General features: G+C 50.8%; 21 protein-coding genes. 13 read left to right on the top strand and 8 right to left on the bottom strand.

Annotated elements, in window-relative coordinates; all coding sequences use genetic code 11:
- Window positions 1-17: 17 nt before the first annotated feature.
- Entirely contained in the window at window positions 18-1,496 is a 1,479-nt protein-coding gene (locus AC6ESO_RS24700; RefSeq protein ID WP_497093724.1) for a DHA2 family efflux MFS transporter permease subunit, read from the top strand.
- 67 nt (window positions 1,497-1,563) lie between these two features.
- Here the strand turns inward: AC6ESO_RS24700 and AC6ESO_RS24695 are convergent, their stop codons facing one another.
- A complete protein-coding gene (locus AC6ESO_RS24695; protein WP_497093723.1) occupies window positions 1,564-2,136 on the bottom strand; it encodes a GNAT family N-acetyltransferase in 573 nt (190 codons plus the stop codon).
- Between the two features lie 199 nt (window positions 2,137-2,335).
- Here AC6ESO_RS24695 and AC6ESO_RS24690 point away from each other — a divergent pair, with 199 nt between their 5' ends.
- The gene (locus tag AC6ESO_RS24690; RefSeq protein WP_497093722.1) at window positions 2,336-2,638 is read left to right on the top strand and encodes a hypothetical protein; all 303 of its coding nucleotides are present in this window, start codon (window positions 2,336-2,338) and stop codon (window positions 2,636-2,638) included.
- A gap of 100 nt (window positions 2,639-2,738) precedes the next feature.
- On the opposite strand, the gene AC6ESO_RS24685 is transcribed toward AC6ESO_RS24690, so the two are convergent.
- The 3 genes from AC6ESO_RS24685 to AC6ESO_RS24675 all read right to left on the bottom strand — a co-directional run bounded on the left by AC6ESO_RS24685 (window position 2,739) and on the right by AC6ESO_RS24675 (window position 5,746).
- Window positions 2,739-3,401, bottom strand: a complete 663-nt coding sequence (locus AC6ESO_RS24685; RefSeq protein ID WP_497093721.1) for a hypothetical protein — start codon at window positions 3,399-3,401, stop codon at window positions 2,739-2,741.
- Window positions 3,402-3,738: 337 nt separating this feature from the next.
- Entirely contained in the window at window positions 3,739-5,001 is a 1,263-nt protein-coding gene (locus AC6ESO_RS24680) for an MFS transporter (RefSeq protein WP_497093720.1), read from the bottom strand.
- 97 nt (window positions 5,002-5,098) lie between these two features.
- On the bottom strand, window positions 5,099-5,746 hold the full coding sequence (locus tag AC6ESO_RS24675) for a lysoplasmalogenase (RefSeq protein ID WP_497093719.1): 648 nt from the start codon (window positions 5,744-5,746) through the stop codon (window positions 5,099-5,101).
- A 146-nt stretch (window positions 5,747-5,892) separates the two neighbouring features.
- Between AC6ESO_RS24675 and AC6ESO_RS24670 the strand changes: the two genes are divergently transcribed.
- Window positions 5,893-7,299, top strand: coding sequence for an MDR family MFS transporter (locus AC6ESO_RS24670; protein ID WP_497093718.1), 1,407 nt, complete (start codon window positions 5,893-5,895; stop codon window positions 7,297-7,299).
- Window positions 7,300-7,330: 31 nt separating this feature from the next.
- On the opposite strand, the gene AC6ESO_RS24665 is transcribed toward AC6ESO_RS24670, so the two are convergent.
- The 4 genes from AC6ESO_RS24665 to AC6ESO_RS24650 form a co-directional block, all read right to left on the bottom strand.
- Window positions 7,331-7,807 carry a GNAT family N-acetyltransferase gene (locus AC6ESO_RS24665; protein WP_497093717.1) on the bottom strand — a complete coding sequence of 159 codons (477 nt, stop codon included), beginning with the start codon at window positions 7,805-7,807 and terminating at the stop codon, window positions 7,331-7,333.
- Between the two features lie 211 nt (window positions 7,808-8,018).
- The gene (locus AC6ESO_RS24660) at window positions 8,019-8,255 is read right to left on the bottom strand and encodes a GntR family transcriptional regulator (protein ID WP_497093716.1); all 237 of its coding nucleotides are present in this window, start codon (window positions 8,253-8,255) and stop codon (window positions 8,019-8,021) included.
- A 139-nt stretch (window positions 8,256-8,394) separates the two neighbouring features.
- The gene (locus tag AC6ESO_RS24655) at window positions 8,395-8,772 is read right to left on the bottom strand and encodes a tyrosine-protein phosphatase (protein ID WP_497093715.1); all 378 of its coding nucleotides are present in this window, start codon (window positions 8,770-8,772) and stop codon (window positions 8,395-8,397) included.
- Window positions 8,773-8,931, bottom strand: coding sequence for a hypothetical protein (locus AC6ESO_RS24650; protein ID WP_497093714.1), 159 nt, complete (start codon window positions 8,929-8,931; stop codon window positions 8,773-8,775).
- A gap of 245 nt (window positions 8,932-9,176) precedes the next feature.
- Between AC6ESO_RS24650 and AC6ESO_RS24645 the strand changes: the two genes are divergently transcribed.
- The 10 genes from AC6ESO_RS24645 to AC6ESO_RS24600 all read left to right on the top strand — a co-directional run bounded on the left by AC6ESO_RS24645 (window position 9,177) and on the right by AC6ESO_RS24600 (window position 18,480).
- Window positions 9,177-10,073: a carbohydrate ABC transporter permease gene (locus AC6ESO_RS24645; protein WP_497093713.1), complete on the top strand. Its 897-nt coding sequence runs from the start codon at window positions 9,177-9,179 to the stop codon at window positions 10,071-10,073.
- Window positions 10,070-10,918, top strand: a complete 849-nt coding sequence (locus tag AC6ESO_RS24640; protein WP_497093712.1) for a carbohydrate ABC transporter permease — start codon at window positions 10,070-10,072, stop codon at window positions 10,916-10,918. The genes AC6ESO_RS24645 and AC6ESO_RS24640 overlap by 4 nt, the downstream gene beginning before the upstream one ends.
- A gap of 43 nt (window positions 10,919-10,961) precedes the next feature.
- Window positions 10,962-12,296 (top strand): ABC transporter substrate-binding protein, encoded by a 1,335-nt coding sequence (locus tag AC6ESO_RS24635; protein WP_497093711.1) that lies wholly within the window; start codon window positions 10,962-10,964, stop codon window positions 12,294-12,296.
- Between the two features lie 127 nt (window positions 12,297-12,423).
- Window positions 12,424-13,416 (top strand): LacI family DNA-binding transcriptional regulator, encoded by a 993-nt coding sequence (locus tag AC6ESO_RS24630; RefSeq protein WP_497093710.1) that lies wholly within the window; start codon window positions 12,424-12,426, stop codon window positions 13,414-13,416.
- Between the two features lie 24 nt (window positions 13,417-13,440).
- Window positions 13,441-13,599: a hypothetical protein gene (locus tag AC6ESO_RS24625; protein WP_497093709.1), complete on the top strand. Its 159-nt coding sequence runs from the start codon at window positions 13,441-13,443 to the stop codon at window positions 13,597-13,599.
- Window positions 13,600-13,626: 27 nt separating this feature from the next.
- On the top strand, window positions 13,627-14,082 hold the full coding sequence (locus AC6ESO_RS24620) for a hypothetical protein (protein WP_497093708.1): 456 nt from the start codon (window positions 13,627-13,629) through the stop codon (window positions 14,080-14,082).
- A gap of 236 nt (window positions 14,083-14,318) precedes the next feature.
- A complete protein-coding gene (locus AC6ESO_RS24615) occupies window positions 14,319-15,437 on the top strand; it encodes a GNAT family N-acetyltransferase (protein WP_497093707.1) in 1,119 nt (372 codons plus the stop codon).
- 23 nt (window positions 15,438-15,460) lie between these two features.
- Entirely contained in the window at window positions 15,461-16,420 is a 960-nt protein-coding gene (locus AC6ESO_RS24610) for a DUF4838 domain-containing protein (RefSeq protein WP_497093706.1), read from the top strand.
- A gap of 191 nt (window positions 16,421-16,611) precedes the next feature.
- Complete coding sequence (locus AC6ESO_RS24605) at window positions 16,612-17,373, top strand: TSUP family transporter (protein WP_497093705.1); 762 nt, start codon at window positions 16,612-16,614, stop codon at window positions 17,371-17,373.
- A gap of 192 nt (window positions 17,374-17,565) precedes the next feature.
- On the top strand, window positions 17,566-18,480 hold the full coding sequence (locus tag AC6ESO_RS24600) for a DMT family transporter (protein ID WP_497093704.1): 915 nt from the start codon (window positions 17,566-17,568) through the stop codon (window positions 18,478-18,480).
- Window positions 18,481-18,496 lie beyond the last annotated feature (16 nt).

The following is an 18,496-nucleotide window of genomic DNA, read 5'->3' as shown; positions in this document are numbered from 1 at the left end:
GAAATGAGGAGATAAGTTTGTCTAACCATTCGAATGCAGTTGCTGCCGCTGAGGATGCGCCGTTCTCAATGAAAGCGATTATGGGACCTCTTATGGCGATCGTCGTCGGGATGATCATGGTCATACTCGACAGCACGGTAATGAACATTGCTTTACCGACTTTAATGGAGGATTTCGCGGCATCCGTCAATACGATGCAATGGTCCATTACAGCTTATACGCTGGCGCTTTCCGCGGTTATTCCACTGGCGGGATGGCTGACCGATCGATTCGGCGCCAAACAAATTTTTCTGATTACGATCTTTTTGTTCGCGGCAGGCTCTCTGCTTTGTTCCTTTGCCGCAACGCCCGAACAGCTGATTCTCTATCGTATTATTCAAGGAATCGGCGGAGGCATGGTGCAGCCGATCGGGATGGCGATTATTTTCAAGCTTGCTCCTCCTAACAAACAAGGCGCAGTCATGGGCATGCTCGGCATTCCGATGATGCTTGGCCCCGCACTTGGACCGGTATTGGGCGGTTATTTGCTGGAATACGCGACTTGGCACTGGATCTTCCTAATCAATCTGCCGATCGGTATTATCGCGATCTTAGTCGGCCTGAAGTACTTGCCGAGAGTAGAACGCAAAACCGTGCCGGAGCTCGATATTTGGGGCATGCTCCTTGCACCGATTGCATTCGCTACGTTATCTTACGCGGTTAGCGAAGGCGGCAAGGACTGGGGTTCGACAAAAACGATTGTCGGCTTAATAGTGGGCTTTGTGGCCCTGGTGTTATTCATCATCGCCGAGCTTCGCCATAAACAGCCAATACTGGAGCTTCGCGCGTTCAAGTCCGCGGATTTCACAATCGGCATGGTCACGTCTTGGTTGATGTTCATGGCATTATTCGGTTCCTTCTTGTTCGTACCGATGTACATGCAGCAGGTGTTTCATTATGCGCCGCTCAAAACCGGGTTTATGATCCTGCCGCAAGTTGCGATGACGGGATTGTTCATGCCTTTCGGCGGTAAACTGTTCGACAAATTCGGTGCTCGAGCCGTTTGTGTGGTCGGGGTCGCCTTTGTTGCGGCAGGCATGTTCTATATGTCGCAAATTCAAGCGGATTCCGGCGCGGGATACGTAATCACGGCAACGATGATTATGGGCGTAGGCATGGGACTGTCCATGATGCCGGTGAATACGCATATCTTGAAAGCCGCTCCGCGCCACCTCGTAGGTCGGGTAACGCCGCTTACGTCCGCTGCCCAGCAAGTCGTGGTTTCGTTCGCCGTAGCGGGATTGGCAAGCTACTTAAGTACGCGAGTAGCGGATCATATGGCTGCGAACAATGGGGATGCAGCCGTCTCACTCGTCTCCGCTTTCGGAGATACATTCTTCATCGCCGGATGCATCGGTACGGCCGGCGCCTTGTTGGCTATTCTGCTTCGGAAGCCGAAAGCCGCGGAAGGCGAAGCAACGGATCAAGTCAATGCTCCCGTCATGATGGGGCATTAAGAGATCTTGCATGAAAAAGCTTCATCGTCCTTGGGGACGGTGAAGCTTTTTTTGGCGTGATCGCAATTCAGCTTAACAACAAAGCAAGCATAACTACGTCAAGGAACGTTTTCGTCACATCGTGCAGTAAGTATTGCCTTAACAGTCCTTCTTCTTGGAAGCCTAGTTTCTTTAAGACCTTTAGCGAGGCGGAATTCTCAGGAAAGACTTCGGCTTGAATTCTATGGTGTCCGATATGCTCTTGATTGAAGGCTAGCACAGATCGCAGCGCTTCGGACATGAGTCCTCTGTTCCAGAACTCCGGTTTTAAATCGAATCCTAGGGTAAGCGGGAAGAAAGGGGCTTCTTTAAAATTACCTCTGGTAGGCATGAGCATGAGCGTTCCTAAAATCTGTGTCGTATTACTAAGGGATATTCCCCAAGGAATGAGCTTCTTATCCTCATAGGCTTGATTCCATGAGTCGATCAGCACCCGGGTATCCTCGATCGAGGACGGGCCGTACCAATCTAAATGTTTCGTGACAAGAGGGTCGGAGTAAAAAGCGTAGATGTCCCTGGCATCCGTGGATTTCATTTGCCGTAGAACTAACCGTTCCGTGTACAGGGTAGGGAATGAGGAGAATAAGCCTTTGGTACTCACATTTTTCACTTGCCTTTGTAATCAGGATAGGATTAAGAAATCATATACCAGTATCCTTAAAAGCAACTTAAAATCGCATAAATTCTTCTGAAGTTACTAATCTGCAAAGGCAGCTTAAATCATCCGATAATAGAAGAGAGTAGCACGAACGATTAGCGCAGGCTGATCGGCATCTATGAATAGAGGGAGAGGGTAACGAATGGAATACCTTTTTTGCCAGCAAGTTAAGATCGTGGATATGGATGATGAAATTATTTCGGAAGTGTTGTTTGAGCATGGGGAGTACGAGACAGCCGCCTTGTCGATTGGCTCCTCCGTCCTGATTTATCAACTGGGTTTGAAGGAGTTCGATGTGGTTTACGACAGAAGAGAGGGCAAGATCACCCGTTATAAAGTGACGGATATCGAGATCAATCTGGTTACGCAGCCTGTGGTCACTCGCGTTTATCTGGAGCCGGTGAAGCTTATTGTCGGTCAACATGATATTGGGGAAATGGGCTGATTGTGCGGTAACGGCTATTATCCGAAATAGTTTCACCGCACAAAAAGACCGGTCAGCCCACCATAATCGTGTACTAACCGGTCTTTATCGTTATTCATCCCTAGAAACCGCACTGAATGATGCAAACCGACTGAGCGGTCAAGCAAATCGGAGCGCATAAGGCAGCAAAAATGCCGCAAGCGGCTCGGCAAGCATTCCCGATTCGAACACAATTCGCTCTGCAAGCTGGTTTATCGGAAGCTGCGGCTGCAACTGTAGCTCTGCTTCTGCGCGGTGTTAGCTTCTTTAGTTCACGCGCAAGCTTCGCGAATAGCCGCTTCAAGGCGAGATTAAGCGATTTTCTTATACTGACGTTTAATATCGTGCCGTTTTTGAAACGAACCTTCTGCGTATCCGAGCAAGCGCAGCCATCTTTACAACCGCAGCCGAATTTGATGGGAACGATCGCTTTTTTATTAATAAATCCTCTGGCCGTGAGCTTGCCGTTCTTATCCCGCAGAATAATGTTGGCGCTGCTGACACCCTTCACTTGCTTACCGAAGGAAGCGGTGAGTCTGCTGCTCGTGCGAGTCAGAGATTGAATCTTGATTGTTGCCAAGTTGCATGCATTCTGCGTAATGTTTAGGAAGAAGTCCGTGACACCGCTGCGGGGATTTACGACCATTTCGACGTTTGCGCTTAAGATGCCTTCTTGTTTGGACTTTATGCTTGCCGTTGCGAAAAGGGTAGTCGTTCCGTTCACTGTTCGTAAAAGTCCCGGCACAATTATCACTCCCTCGAGTCGACTAGAATATGTGCACCTACAACATATTCGGAGGTGATAGGCTTCGAGTGGGTGAATGGCTAAAGGACTGCAGTAAACCTGAAGAGATTTTCATTATTTGAAGTGTGCTTTTGATAGATCGTGATCGGTTGCTGCTCGTTCAAGAAGCCCGAAACCACCTCGTATGAGGTAGCTCTGGGCTTCTTGTAAATGTTGTACGTATCATTTTCCCCACGATCATCATAAGGACGACGTCGTAAAACCCAAAACCGTATTATAGCTAAAGAAAGACCGTGTATCGGCACCATAGTGGTGCCGATACACGGCCTTTACTGAGTTAATTGGCTTCCACTGCAACCGTCGATTCCTTGATGCGGTATAGAGGAACCAGAAACACGATGCCGATTAGGAACATGGCAGCCGATAATTGATAGGTCCAAGATAGCGATAAGCTGTCCTTCAAGAAGCCGGATAAGCTCATGGTAACGACCATCGCGCCCATAAACATAGGCGTCAGAATGCCGTTTACACGCCCGACGAATGTTTCCTCGGTCCTGTTCAGAATAAGCGTATTAATACCGATTTGCAGAGCTGGCATGAAGAAGCCGATCATGGCTTCCATGGCTAGCGTGAGCCAGAACAGCTCAGAGAAGCCCATTACGGATACGCCAATGCCCGTGGCCAGCATGCCCCATAAGACAAGTGTTTGCGGAGCGACTTTGTTCGAGAACACCATCGACAATCCTCCGCCGACCAGCATTGCCGCGCCATTGGCTGCGAAAAGCCATTGCAAGTTCCCCTTCGGCAAGCCAAGCTGCTCGGTGATGAGGAACACGGCAAGCGTATGAATGACGCCGATGCCAAGTCCTGCGGAGAGGAAAGAGCCTCCTAGAGCGACGAGCGCTTTGCGATGAAGAACATAATCGATCCCCATCTTCATTTCCGTCCAGATTGAAGTCCCGTTATCTTTTCTTTCTTCCTCCCTATCTGCCGGCAGAAGTGTAAGAACAGCCGCCGAGATGAGGAACGTGACGCAGACGATGCCCATGGACCAGTAAATGTTCAATTGTTCGAATACGAATGTGCCTAGGATCGGACCCAATATCATAAACACTGCCATCATCGTTTGGAACAAGGCCATACCGGCCTGTATTTGCTCTCCCGGCACATGCAGCTTGAACAGCTTCATGCTGGAAGGCTGAGAAAACTGCGACAGAATCGCGGAGACGAACGTTGCGAAGAATATGGCATGCCATGAGCCATAAATCAATGTGAGCAAAATGACGAAGATGGATACCGCGCTGAGCAGGTCGCACAGCACCATGGTTCGCTTAGGCCGCCAGCGATCAGCGAACGCGCCGCCGATGAAGGAGAAGACGAAAATAGGCGCAAACTCAGCTACAGAAACTAGCGAGACGGCAAGCGCGTCTCCGTCAGTCATTTCGACCACAAACAAGAGCACTGCGAAGTTGCGCACCCAAATACCGATCTGCATAAACACGCCTGCTGATAGAATGGCTTGAATAAACCGGTTTTGAAGCATGGAGCCCATAGAGGGTTTGGCTTCGGATGAAGGACTATTTGTTACAGGGAGTTCCATTGGGGGAAATCATCCTTTCACAGCAAAATAGCAGATCATATGTTCGATTCTACTATAATTATTTCTACTAATGAACGAGAACATACCCTTAAAACTATTAAAATTTGTACGCTGATGCTGATGATTCTCTCAAACTAGCGGCAATGAAGAATTGGGCCGCATAGTAGGTGACCATGATCCAGATGTCGGAGTGGGAGACGTCGGAAACGAACATGTTCCAAGACAGAACGGAGTCAGAAGCCAAGAAGAGCAGTGACCCAATGACAGCGTAAGGATTACCCGTCAGGATAGCCGTCCAGGCCATCAGTGAAATTACAGTTACATAGAGCAGTACGGGTGCGATGAGTCCACTTTGCCCGCTGTCTTGGAGTGCGTGCACAAGACTTATTCCCATATATCCGGCATAAATGGCGATTGGGATGAGGGTAGCAGAGCGCGGCCAAGAGAACCGAATCCTCCGAATGAAAGACGCCGTGTAAAACAGGTGGCCGATCAGAAATGCGGAGAGGCCGGCAACGAACCATTTCATCAGACCGTCTCCGCACATGGAGAAGAGCAGGCCGAGCAAGAGCAGCGAATGTTTCGGCTGCCGGGAAGGCGGGCAGAGCAAGAAGGCATACGCGAGGATAAGCACCATGGGAATCAGCTTGAAAACCAGCTTCAGGCCTTCGGGTTCCGCAGGAATGATGAAAATATAAGTCAAGCTCATGAGTGCAATTGCAACTGGCAGCAATTTTCGAATCAAGGGGGCTCCTCCTGTGGGAAATGTAGTTGATCTACTTGATTCTGCGTGATGCAACCCGTCTCCTGCACTATCGGAAGAGGAATAATTGCAAGGATGGTGAATAGATTTGAGGATATCTATTTTAGCTGAAATAGGAGGCGCATTTCGTGTTGGCACAGCAAACAACGAATCGAAAGATCGTAACGGTCGGCCTACTGGCCGCACTGTTTATCGGTGCATTAGATGCAACGGTCGTCAGTACTGCAATGCCTCATATTACGAAGGAATTAAGCGGGTTCGGCCTGATAAGCTGGGTATTCTCGATTTATACGCTGACGATGTGCGTGGCAACGCCTATCTTCGGCAAGCTGGCGGACTTGTTCGGAAGAAGAGCGGTGTTCACGGCAGGTTTAATTATCTTTGCGATAGGTTCGATTCTATGCGGAGCGTCGACGAGCATGACGGCTCTAATCTGGTTCCGCGCCATTCAAGGGTTCGGCGCGGGGGCGCTTACGCCGGTGACGTTTACGATTGTCGGTGACTTGTATCCGGGGGAGCAACGGGCGAAGGTTCAAGGGATATTCGCCTCTGTCTGGTCAGTAGCAGGCTTGCTTGGTCCGCTCGTCGGAGGGGCATTCGTTGACTACGTCTCCTGGCGCTGGATTTTCTACATGAACGTGCCTGTATTTGTGTTAGCCTTTATCTTCGTGGTTGGGTTCCTTCATGAGAAGTTCGAGAAGAAGGCGAAAAATATCGACTTCATGGGCGCAATCGTATTCACGGTGGGGCTAACGGCGCTGTTATACGCGTTACTCAATGGCGGCGAGAAGTATGCATGGGATTCCGCCCTAATTATCGGGCTATTATGTGTTGCGGCGGTGTTCATCTCTCTGTTTCTGTTCGTGGAGAAGCGGGTGAAGGAGCCCATGCTGCCGCTTGCCTTGTTTAAGATGAGGGAGATCCGCGTTATCTATTTGCTAAGCTTTCTGGGCTTTGCCGTTACGGCCGGTGTCATGGTCTATACGCCGCAATGGATTCAAGTCGTACTCGGGCACAGCGCGATGAACTCCGGTTTCACATTAATGCCGATGTGCCTAGCCTGGCCATTCGCAGCTACATTGACGGGCAGGCTAATGTTTAAGTACGGACCCCGCCTCTTTATTATCTCCGGTGCGGTGGTCGTTATGGCAGGCTGCTTATGGCTGATGTTAATAGACCCTAATTCGGCTTACGCAAATTTAGTTGGCATCTTGATCGTCATTGGTTTCGGCATGGGATTGCTCACGACACCTATTCTCGTGCTAATCCAGAATGCTGTCGACTGGAGTCAACGGGGAGTAGCGACCTCGACGAACTCGCTCATGAATGCACTCGGGCAGACCGTTGGCGTGGCACTGTTCGGCACGTTGTTCAATAACGCGGCGACAGGGCTCGAGGTGAAACAAATCGCACATGGGATGCATGTCGTTTTCATAGCGATCTTTGCCATAACCATCGCGATTGTGCTCGCCATTGGGTTATTGCCGTCCCGTCGCAAAGAAGCGGGCAAGTCGCAGCCTACTGTGACCGGTTAAATGCGAAAGGCGCCCCAGGATGGGGCGCCTTTTATTCGTTCAATTGCTTGATATACCAGGCATCGCAAGCAAAATGCTCCGTACCTGCAAGCGGAGCATCCAGCTGCACGAAACCATGCTTGGCATAGAACCGATTGGCGGCTGCCATATTCGTCAGCGTTTCCAAGTAGCATTGCCGATAATGCGCACGCGCAAAGGCCAGTGCTGCGCCTAACAGTGCCGCCGCCGCACCTGTACCTCTTGCGTCCTGCAGCAAGTACATCTTCTGCAGCTCACATACTTCGCTCGATTCCGCAAAAGGCGCAATGCCGCATCCGCCAACAACTTTGCCATCCTGCTCAACGACCCAATAGGCTCGTCCCGCCGCGTCATAGTAATCAGATAGATGGCTTAAGCTATCATCCTCCCAAGCTAATCCGGCTCTGTTGCCGCCGAATTCGATTAGGCATTCCCTGATAATCCGTTCGATCGCCGCATTGTCGCTCGGCTGCAGATGACGAATGTTCAATAAAAACAACCCCTTGTTCCAAATGAAATAATCTATAATCGCGACATTCGCAGCATACGCTGTCGGTTATGGGTGTAGGACTGGTTGGCGATCTCGCGAAATCGATCGTAATCGCCTGCCACAATCGCGTCGTAAATCGATTGATTCAATCGGTTGGCGGAATAGTGCGGCTCGTGAGGCGTTAATTTGAAATTAATGGTGGCGAAGAGGATTAATTGCTTGAATCCGGCATCGACAACCTTCGCAATGACACCCCTCTATTCTTAAGCGTAACAAGCAGCCCCTCGTGCTCGAGACGCGAAATCGCTGCGCGTATGGGTGTCCGGCTCATGTTCAGTGTTTCAGACAATTCGTTCTCCGATAGAAGCGAACCTGGCATGAATTCACCGGTTCGAATTTGGGTACTAATATAGTCGTATGCGGTATCTATTAATGTCGAATTCGCCATGATTGCACATTCCTCTCTGTCCTAGCACTCCTCTGTATATTATGACATGCAGGGGACGGTCTGCAAACTCACGTCGCGCTTAAACGCAGTTGAAAAAGGAGTCGCCCCGCAATCCGGGGCGACTCCTTACGGTTTCAAGTTACTCGGTGTACATCGCTTTCAGCTTAGCGCGCTCTTCTTTGGTGATGCCAAGGCCTGTTTCCAGGAACGCATCGATGGAGCCGTACTTCGCTTTCATTTCATTAAAGGCAGCTTGAAGGAATTCTTTCTGAACGCCCATCAGTGCAGTAATGGCAGCAACAACGTTCTCGTCTTTCACTTGCTGCTTCACGCCATCGATCATCTTCTTGTTAGCGTCTGCACGGTAGAAGTTACTGAGCAGGTAATCGTCCATGACCGTTTTCTCGTCAACGCCTAGAGTCAGAAGGATGATTGCAGAGCCTAGACCTGTGCGGTCTTTGCCTGCGGTGCAGTGCTGCAAGAGAGCGACGTTCTTCGGATCGTTAAGCAGATCCATCTATTGCACGTAAAACTTCGGAGCGTCAACCATTTGCTTGTTGAAGCCGACCAACATTTGAACCGCGGATGCTGCGTCCTTCATCATACCGGAAGCAATCATTGCGTTCATATCAGCAGTCGAGCCAGCGTTACCGGCATCGGTACGGACGTTGTACAAGTTGTATATTTTCGAGAGATTATAGAATTGTAAATGTTTGATGTAGCTCCAAACGTCGTTTAATAATTGTCCTTGTCAAATGTTTATATTTCCATTTATAATAATAATGTAAAGTTTAACCGCTTTAATTTTCATGTGACAAGCCGTGTTAACTTTATTTTTTTACTCCAAAAGTTAAAGCGATTAAACTTTAAATGCGTCATTCTCGCGCTTGTCGATTTGGCGATCGAAGGGGGATTGGTGGAGTGAAGTCAACCAGGGCAAGCCGCCGCGAGGGCAGACTATTTTACTTTTTCGTGTCTCCGTGGCTGATTGGGTTTATCGTATTCGCTTTGTTTCCGGTACTCGCTTCCTTGTATTACAGCTTCACAGAGTACGACATCATCCATGCACCGCAATTTATCGGATTCGATAATTACAACGAGCTGTTCCATGACGACCTGTTCTGGAACTCGATCAAAGTTACACTGCGCTATACCTTCATCAGTGTTCCTTTGACGCTGGTCCTCTCCCTGATCTTTGCCATTCTGATCAATCAGAGAATCCCGTTCAGGGGCTTGTTCCGGACGGCGATGTATTTTCCAAGTATGATCTCCGGCGTGTCGATGGCGCTCCTCTGGTTCTGGGTATTTAACCCGCAGGCCGGACTCTTCAACTACTTCCTATCCATGTTCGGCGTCGATCAGATCAACTGGTTCCTCGATGAGAAATACGCCATGTGGGCGCTCATCATCATGTCCTTCTGGGGGCTGGGCGGCGGTATGCTCATCTTCTTGGCTGGACTGCAAGGTGTACCGGGGCATCTGCTCGAGGCGGCCAAGCTGGATGGAGCCGGCAGGCTGAGGTCGTTCTGGAATGTCACACTGCCGCTTATCTCTCCCGTTATCCTCTTCCAGCTTATCATCGGATTGATCGACTCCTTTCAAGTGTTTACGCAAGCTTACACGATCACCCAAGGCGGACCGAATTACTCCACTTGGTTTTACGTGTACAACATCTACATTAACGCCTTCAAAAACTTCCGCTACGGCTACGCATCAGCCATGTCCTGGATTCTGCTGATTGCAGTTACCGTGATTACATACTTCATTATGAAGCTGTCCAACCGATACGTGCATTACGAAGGGGGAACCCCGCAATGAGTGGGATTGCCAAGAAGATCGATTTGCTCCAAGTCATCGGATTTCTCGTTCTGCTGCTCGTTACGGTGGCCATGATTATGCCGTTCTGGTTCATGTTATCGACATCGCTCAAGACGACGAAGGAAATGCTCGTGTACCCGCCGTCTTTCATTCCGGAGCACTTCGCTTGGGAGAACTTCAAGGAGCTGTTCGTAAACACGGAGATCAAGTTCGGACGGCAATACATAAACAGCGTAATCGTTGCTGTGCTGACGGTGATCGGAACGGTCTATTCCTCTTCGTTCGTCGCGTTCGGTTTCACGCGTTATCGGGCAAAAGGAAGCCAGTTCCTGTTTATGCTCGTACTCAGCACGCTGATGCTGCCGTATCCGGCGATTATGATCCCGCAGTTTCTGCTCTTCACGAAGCTGGGGCTTCACGATTCCTTGCTGCCGCTCATTTTGCCTTCCTTCTTCGCATCGGCTTATATGATTTTCCTGCTGAAGCAGTTCTTCACGACACTGCCCAATGAGCTTTACGATGCCGGAAGAATGGACGGCTGCAAAGAGATTCAGCTCTATTGGAGCTTAACGCTTCCGTTAGCGGGTCCGGTGCTTGCGACCGTGGCGATCTTCTCCTTTCTCTGGAGCTGGAATGACCTCCTCACGCCTGTGTTGTACTTAGACTCGCAGGAGAATTTCACGCTTCCGATCGGGATGGCGTCGATGATGTCCTCTAAATTCCGCATCGCGCCGTGGAATCTCATGATGGCGGCCTCGCTGCTGTCGGTCGTTCCGATTATCGCGATTTTTGCGGTTGCGCAGAGACGCTTTGTCCAAGGAATCGTTCTTACCGGTATTAAGTAGTTGTTCACATAGTCCGTCACTACTATTAACGAGGGGGATTTGCATGAGCGCAAAGGTTGGAAAGACGATGCTTAGCTTAACGCTGACTTTCGGATTGGTCGCTGCAGGGTGTTCGGATGGAGGAAGCAAAGATGGGGATGTCGTGACGATCACGCATTATACAATCGACTCGCCGGACCGCACATTCGTGGAGAAATTGATCCCGGATTTCGAGAAAACACATCCGAACATCAAGATTAAGGTGACGAAAGCCCCTTATGAGCAATTCGACTCCAAGCTTCAATCGTCCATTGCGGCCAAGAACTCTCCGGACGTCACTTCCCACTGGGGGTATGGCGGCTTCATGGAGTACTACAACAAAGGCATGCTGATGGATATGACGCCTTACCTCGGTGATTTCAAGGCTTCCGACTATAACATTCCGGATGATGTCATGAACATCTATAAGGTGGACGGCAAAACTTACGGAATCCCGCTGAATAGCTACGTGACGGTCATGCTGTACAATAAGGACTTGTTCGATAAAGCCGGACTCGCATATCCTCCTACGGACTACGAGGATAAGAGCTGGACGTTCGATAAAATGGTGGACTACGCGAAGAAAATGACGGTAGATTCGAAGAACCTGGCCGAAGCGCAATACGGATTGGACTTTGGGTTCGGCGAGCGCGACCAGCGGGCTTCTTATTTCGGAGGTCAAGTATACTCCGAGGATACGTGGACCAATGGCGGCAAGCCTTCAAAGATCAACCTGACAGAGCCGGACGTTATCGAAGCGTATAAGAAAATTTACGGCCTCATCTGGGATCAGAAGGTTTCGCCGACGCCTGCTTTCTCCAAGTCGGTATCCGGCCAATTCGGCGATCCGTTCCTCTCCGGCAAAATCGCCATGTCCGTCGTAGGCTCTTGGAGCTTGGCAGCGTCCAGCGATTTCAACTTTAAAGTCGGCGTTGCAGCCGTACCGCAAGGTCCCAATGAGAAGGTGAGAAGCGTTCTGTACGTCGATCCTCTCTTTGTTCTTAAAGATTCCAAACATCCGAAAGAAGCGCTGGAATGGATCAAATACTTGATCACGACAGACGTGCAGAAGAAGTCGATTGAGCTGAGCGGGGGCAATCCTCCGGTCAACCAGGCGGCAGCGGAAACGTATTATAATAATTTTGAAGGCATCGATCCTGAGCAAATCAAGCAGGTGTTCGACGGCGCGTACAAATACGGCTTTGAATCGTACAATCACTTGATTTCGAATTACTCGCAGATCAATGAATTGTTCATTAACGAGCTGGCAGGCGTAGAGAACGGGGACGAGAAGGTGGAGGTCGCGCTTCCGAGAATCCAGGAGAAGCTGACGAAGCTGCTGGATCGCGTCAACAAGTAATTTAGGAGGCGCACGGCTGGCTTACGTGGAAGTTCGCCAGCCGTCCGCGCGTCTTAGTTTGCTCTTTGCTCCAACTATGATACGGTAAGGGCAATCATTTTTTTATTCGTATAGGAGCGATCTAACGATGAAAGTCAGTATCTTTGATGTTGCCAAGAAATCTGGCCTGTCCGTGGTTACGGTTTCGAGAGTACTAAACAATTCATCCTCCGTGCGTCAAAACAATAGGGAGAAAGTGCTTCAAGCGATGAAGGAGCTCGATTACCACCCGAACGCGTCGGCACGCAGTCTGGCAAGGGGAAAAACGGGCATCATCGGCTTAATGCTGACGACGCTCCATGATTCCTTCTTGGATGCCGTAGTCAAGGAGATCAATGATCGGCTGGCCGAGCATGGCTACTTCCTTGCGCTCTCGATCTCCAGCGGCTACGAAGATACGTTTCATCGTTCCTTGTTTCAGGAGGATCGCGTGGACGGGGTCATCTTGCTGTCTCCTGTCGATGAAGACGAGTATGTCATGGAACTGAAGAAGAAGAAAATTCCGTTTATTATGATCGATAATTCGCAGCGCAACCCTTCCGTGACTTCGATAATCGTAGATAACTTCAAGGGCGGATATGATGCGACGAAGCACTTAATCGATCTTGGCCATACGGAAATCGCGCATATTTCGGGACCGGATTCTTTCTTAAGCAGCAGGGAACGCGAGCGGGGATTCCGCTTCGCGCTCGAAGAAGCAGGTCTGCAACCCTACGCGATAGAAAGCGGCAGCTTCGAAATCCCTACCGGTTATCGGATTGCAAAACAGTGGATCGATGAGGGACGATTGCCGTCCGCGATCTTCGCATCGGATGATTATATCGCGGTCGGCGTTCTGAACGCATGCATGACTTCGGGCGTCCGCGTACCCGAGGATCTGTCGCTCGTCGGCTTTGACGACCAGGTTCTGGCGTCGGAATTTCATCCGCGGCTGACAACGGTCCGGCAACCGGCGGATCGCATCGGAAGCACGGCTGTGGAGCTGCTGCTGAACGTCATTAACGAGCAGGCCAAGCGCAGTGTGACGGTACAGATCGAGCCTGAGCTGATTGTAAGGGAATCGACGGCACGTAGTACTTAGACTGTCAGGTCAGGAGTGGGTGCTTTGGGCTATTATTTGGGAGTCGATGGCGGCGGCAGCAAGACCTATACATTAATCGTCGACGAGCAAGGCAAGATCGTAGGCAAAGGACACAGCGGGAACGGCAATCATCAAGTCGGCTATGAAAGAGCCCGCGCTATGACATTAACTGCGATACGATGATTGCGCTCCGGGCGGGAGAAGCCGACATTGTTGACGCAGCTCGTGCTGGATGATCTCGGTTACGATAGCGTGCAAGCGATGTTCGATGACTATCTGGACCATGACAAAGTGCCGCCATACCGATTGGCCAAGCTGTTGTTTGACGCGGCAGCTCAAGGTGATGAAACGGCTATGGCAATTTTGCAGGGTCAGGGTATTGAGCTTGGCAAATCGGCGCAGGCGGTTATCCGCCGGCTCGGCATGGAAGGCGTTCACTTCGATGTTGTGCTTGCGGGAAGCGTCTTGACTCGCGGCGCAGGCGATTATGTAACCGCTTTTATTGAAGAAGCGGTCGCTGCAGTCGCACCTCATGCGACAATTACGAAGCTGCGTGCGGAGCCTGTTATCGGTGCGATATGGCTGGCTTTCGAAGCAAACGGGATCATATTGCCGGACATTGTAAATGACAATTTACGTCATGTGACGGACTATAGTTTGATCTAAAGATGGGTGTTGCGTACATCGCCAGGCTTCTATTTAGCTTGGCGGTGTATTTAGTTATGGCGATTTTGTCAATTCATTGTTGCTGCATCCATGCGTGAAGCCTGCTGATTGTTAGTGGAGCGGTGAAGGATTTGTCGAAAGTACTGCATTATGGATCTGCTCATCTGGGGCAATTCTTTTTTCGGTATAATGGATGTAGTTTGAAGACAGATGCCAGAAATGAGGGAGTTAACGTCGTGCTGGAATATAGAAGGGCAAGACCGGATGAGCGTGAGGAATATATCGATTTAGCCAACTATGCCTTTAAGATAGATGTAGAAACCGTGCTTCCCAAAGTGTACTGCAAGGACATCGATTCCTCGTCGATCCACATGGTGGCTGCGGATGAGAAGGGCCGGCTGCGCGCGCAGGTAGCGATTTACCCGGAACCGATGAATGTAGCCGGCGTTGCGCTGCGCGTCGGATATTTGGGGATTGTATCGGTGCATCCAAGGGCACGCGGGGAAGGGCATATGAAGGTGCTGATGAACAAGTGGCTGGAAGAGGCGCCTGAATTGTACGACATGGTTGTCTTATATGGCCAGCGACAGCGGTACGAGTATTTCGATTTTACCCTCGGAGGGGTGAAAATCAAATATTCGGTGGGAGAGGTCAATTGCCGCCATGCCTTGCGCGTTGTGGACGTGAACGGGCTGTCGTTCCCTCCGTTGTTCGAAGTCGAAGGCGCAGCAGCCTTTGCGCGTAAGCTCAACGATGCGCGGCCTGCATTCGTTCATCGTGATGAGAAGCATATGTCGTCTATCTTGAACGGACTCGAGCAAAGGGCAATCGGCGTGTTGGATGAGGGCAAGCTCATTGGCTATATGGTTGTCAACAAAGCAGGCAATGAAATTACGGAGCTCGCGATGGAAAATGTGAATGACGTTCCACGAGCAATCAAAGGTTATTTGGCACATGCGGGTCAGGAGTGGATAGCCGTATTCGCACCCGAATATGAGACGGAGCTGAATGCGAGCCTTAGCAGCTTTGCAGAAAATTACGCGACCGGTACGTCCGACATGTACCATATTATAGATTTTGCCCGTGTGCTTGAGGCTTACTTAACGCTTGCGCATAGGACAACCGGACTTACACCCGGCGAATTCTCCGCCATGCTGGACGGCCAGCCGGTTACCGCTCGCGTAGATGGGAATGGCGTGACCGTTGAACGGTCGGCTAAGCCAGGCGCACTTGCGCTTAACAAGCAGCAGGCGCAGACCCTTCTGGTGACGCCGCATGGCCGTTATTCGGGAGCGAAAGCGCCTGCCGGATGGTTTCCACTCCCTATTTTCTGGTATACAGCGGATAAATTCTGACAGCTTAAGAGGAGACAACCAACATGAAAGATAAACGAGGTATACTGATTCTCCCCGAGGAGGTTGGCCCTTATTGGGCAGACTTGATTGCTCGCTCGGGCCTTAATCTGGTGGGCATCCATCCGGGTTGGGGAGCGGGAGCGCTCGAGGAGCTAGAGAACATGCTGGAGTTTGTGAAAACACCGGCTTTTGAACAATTCGCAGCACGGATGAAGGAGCTGGACGTGGATCTCGAGTTCGAATCCCATGCCATGTCGTGGCTCGTTCCGCGGGCTCGTTTCTCCGAGCATCCCGACTGGTTCCGGCTGGACGAGTCAGGCAATCGCAATCCGGACTTTAACTTGTGTGCTTCCAACAAGGAGGCGCTTGATTTCTTGGAGGTGCGGTCCGAAGAGCTGGCTCGGGCGTTGCCCACACGATCGGGGCGGTATTATTTCTGGATCGACGACGTGACCAACAGCGCTTGCCACTGCGAGGATTGCCGAACGTTGACTACATCCGACCAGGCGATGATTTTCTACAATCGTATCCTCCGGGGGATTCGGCGGTTTGATGCGGCGGCTGAGCATTGTTATCTGGCTTACCAAGATACGATCCAAGCGCCGGTGAACGTGCAGCCCGACCCTGGTATCTTTCTGGAGTATGCGCCTATCTATCGGAATTCAGCCCGTCCGATCCATGATCCGGATTGCCCGGAGAACTATAAGGAGCTCGAGCATCTGCCTGGTCTGCTGCAGCTATTCGGACAGGATGGCGCTCAAATTCTGGAGTACTGGATGGATAATTCCCGGTTCCTGAACTGGCAAAAGCCATTGAAACCATTGCCGTTCTACGAAGAGGTCATCCGCCAGGACGCGGAGTATTATCGGAGCCTGGGTTTCCGCCGTCAGACCAGCTTCGGCGTATGGTTAGGCGAGGACTACGCGCAGGAATTCGGAGAGCCGCCGATTGTCGCTTATGCTCGTGCTATTGAGGAAGAGTAGGAGCCTATAACGGCGCGGGTTTGGGGGTTGTGACAGGTCAGGGCAAATAGCGGTAAGCTAAGAAGGCCGGGAGAGAACTCATGGTCTTTTTTCCGTAGTGCGCTCAGGAGCATTTTGTCGTACGATGTAATTCTTGAAGAAAATTGAACTCGGAATAGGTAAGTTCGAAAGGGGTTAAGTGTCTTACAGCTATGGATTTAACATGGGAAATTATCGCATTAATGCTCGGCGGCGGTTTTCTGGCTGCCTTTATTGACTCTTCGGTAGGCGGGGGAGGCCTTATTTCAGTGCCGGTTCTGCTGGCGGCGGGACTTCCGCCGCATCTGGCGCTCGGAACGAACAAGCTGTCGGCCTCGTTCTCTTCGGTAACAAGCACGCTTACTTTCTGGCGTTCCGGCAAAATCAAACTGCGCAGCACGGGCAAGCTCGTCCCGTTCACGGCGGTCGGCGCGGCGGGAGGAGCAATGCTGCTTCAGCTTATCCCATCGGATTGGCTGCGGCCCGCAATTGTCGTCATGCTTATTGCCGTCACCGTGTATACGCTGCTGAAACGCAATTGGGGGATGGAAGGAACACGTCGCGAGCTTACGGCAGCTGCGCAGTTCGGCGCGATTGCCGCGGCCTTCGTGCTTGGCGCATATGACGGCTTCTTTGGTCCGGGGACCGGCTCGTTCTTAATCTTTATTTTCATCATGCTGGGCTTTGACTTCGTGCAAGCGGCAGGCAACGCGAAGCTGCTGAATTTCACGAGCAACGTGGCGAGCTTGATCGTGTTTCTGTCTCTGGGCTGGGTTGATTTCCGCCTCGGCCTGCTAATGGGCTCGACGATGGTGCTCGGCTCATTCGCCGGCTCCCGTCTGGCGATCAAGAAAGGAACCAAGTACGTAAAGCTGCTGTTCGTGCTCGTCACGGTTTTACTAATCGGAAAACAGCTGTGGACGATGCTAGGATAAAAAACGGTGGCTCTCTGCTCTGGTAAAGGCGAGCAGGTAATCGTGCTCTCTTTTTTGAAAAGACCGCATTTTTAGTGATAGGAAATGATGAGCAAGCTCGGCTTTCAGAGGAAATCGTTGTACAAAGGTTACGGCTTTTTTGGTATGGTTAGTTGGTGTTTCAAAAAGATCGGCTGGGAGAGACGACATCTTATGAGTAAACAACAACAAATGAAATCCAGTGTATTGCTGCTAATCACGGCTTGCATCTGGGGCTCTGCTTTTGTAGCGCAGCGCGAAGGGATGAATTATACAGGTCCTTTTACCTTCAATGCCGTTAGATTTGCACTAGGCGCATTATCCTTGATTCCGCTCATCGTCTGGCTGGATCGAAGATCCCGGAAACCATTTAACGAGATTAAGGCTTCGGTAAAAAGCTCGGCGGTCTCCGGCTTCATAGCAGGTCTGATTCTCTTCTGCGGGGCGTCGTTGCAGCAAATTGGACTCATGTATACAACTGCGGGCAAAGCAGCTTTTGTGACGGGATTATATATTGTGATTGTGCCGTTTCTGGGCTTGTTTCTAAAGCAGCGCATTAATGCGAACAGCGCGATAGGTGCTATCATAGCGGTTTACGGTTTATATTTACTGTGCTTAAAGAATGATTTGACGCTAGGGACGGGCGACTTATACGAGCTCGTTGGGGCATTCTTCTGGTCGGCGCATATTCTGCTGATTGACAAGTTGTCTCGGCGAACGGACGTTATTAAGCTGTCGTTCATTCAGGTGGTCACGTGTTCCGTACTTAGCTTTATCGTTGCTTTTGCAACTGAAACGATCGATTGGACAGGACTGTCGCAGGCGCTTATTCCGCTTCTGTACGGCGGCATTTGCTCAGTCGGGATTGCCTATACGCTGCAGGTTGTCGGTCAGAAAGGTGCGCATCCGACGCAGGCGGCGATTATTATGAGCATGGAAACGGTATTCGCGGTTGTTGGCGGTTACTTCATACTAGGCGAATTGCTGGATACACGAGGCGTGGTCGGCTGTTTGTTTATGCTGGTGGGAATGATCATCCCGCAGCTTCCGCCGATCAGGGCTGCACGAAGCGTTCGCCGCCAGGCATAAATCGGCCCAATAAGGC

The organism is Paenibacillus rhizoryzae (assembly GCF_059686995.1).
The sequence above is the reverse complement of the archived record's forward strand: the minus strand, read 5'-3'. Positions and strand labels throughout refer to the sequence as shown.

Excerpts from the sequence above, each read along its gene's own strand:
- AC6ESO_RS24635 (WP_497093711.1), top strand. The coding sequence starts at position 10,962 with ATGAGCGCAAAGGTTGGAAAGACGATGCTTAGCTTAACGCTGACTTTC.
- AC6ESO_RS24680 (WP_497093720.1), bottom strand. The coding sequence starts at position 5,001 with ATGGAACTCCCTGTAACAAATAGTCCTTCATCCGAAGCCAAACCCTCT.
- AC6ESO_RS24640 (WP_497093712.1), top strand. The coding sequence starts at position 10,070 with ATGAGTGGGATTGCCAAGAAGATCGATTTGCTCCAAGTCATCGGATTT.
- AC6ESO_RS24660 (WP_497093716.1), bottom strand. The coding sequence starts at position 8,255 with ATGGCGAATTCGACATTAATAGATACCGCATACGACTATATTAGTACC.
- AC6ESO_RS24655 (WP_497093715.1), bottom strand. The coding sequence starts at position 8,772 with ATGGATCTGCTTAACGATCCGAAGAACGTCGCTCTCTTGCAGCACTGC.
- AC6ESO_RS24690 (WP_497093722.1), top strand. The coding sequence starts at position 2,336 with ATGGAATACCTTTTTTGCCAGCAAGTTAAGATCGTGGATATGGATGAT.
- AC6ESO_RS24600 (WP_497093704.1), top strand. The coding sequence starts at position 17,566 with ATGAGTAAACAACAACAAATGAAATCCAGTGTATTGCTGCTAATCACG.
- AC6ESO_RS24630 (WP_497093710.1), top strand. The coding sequence starts at position 12,424 with ATGAAAGTCAGTATCTTTGATGTTGCCAAGAAATCTGGCCTGTCCGTG.
- AC6ESO_RS24605 (WP_497093705.1), top strand. The coding sequence starts at position 16,612 with ATGGATTTAACATGGGAAATTATCGCATTAATGCTCGGCGGCGGTTTT.
- AC6ESO_RS24610 (WP_497093706.1), top strand. The coding sequence starts at position 15,461 with ATGAAAGATAAACGAGGTATACTGATTCTCCCCGAGGAGGTTGGCCCT.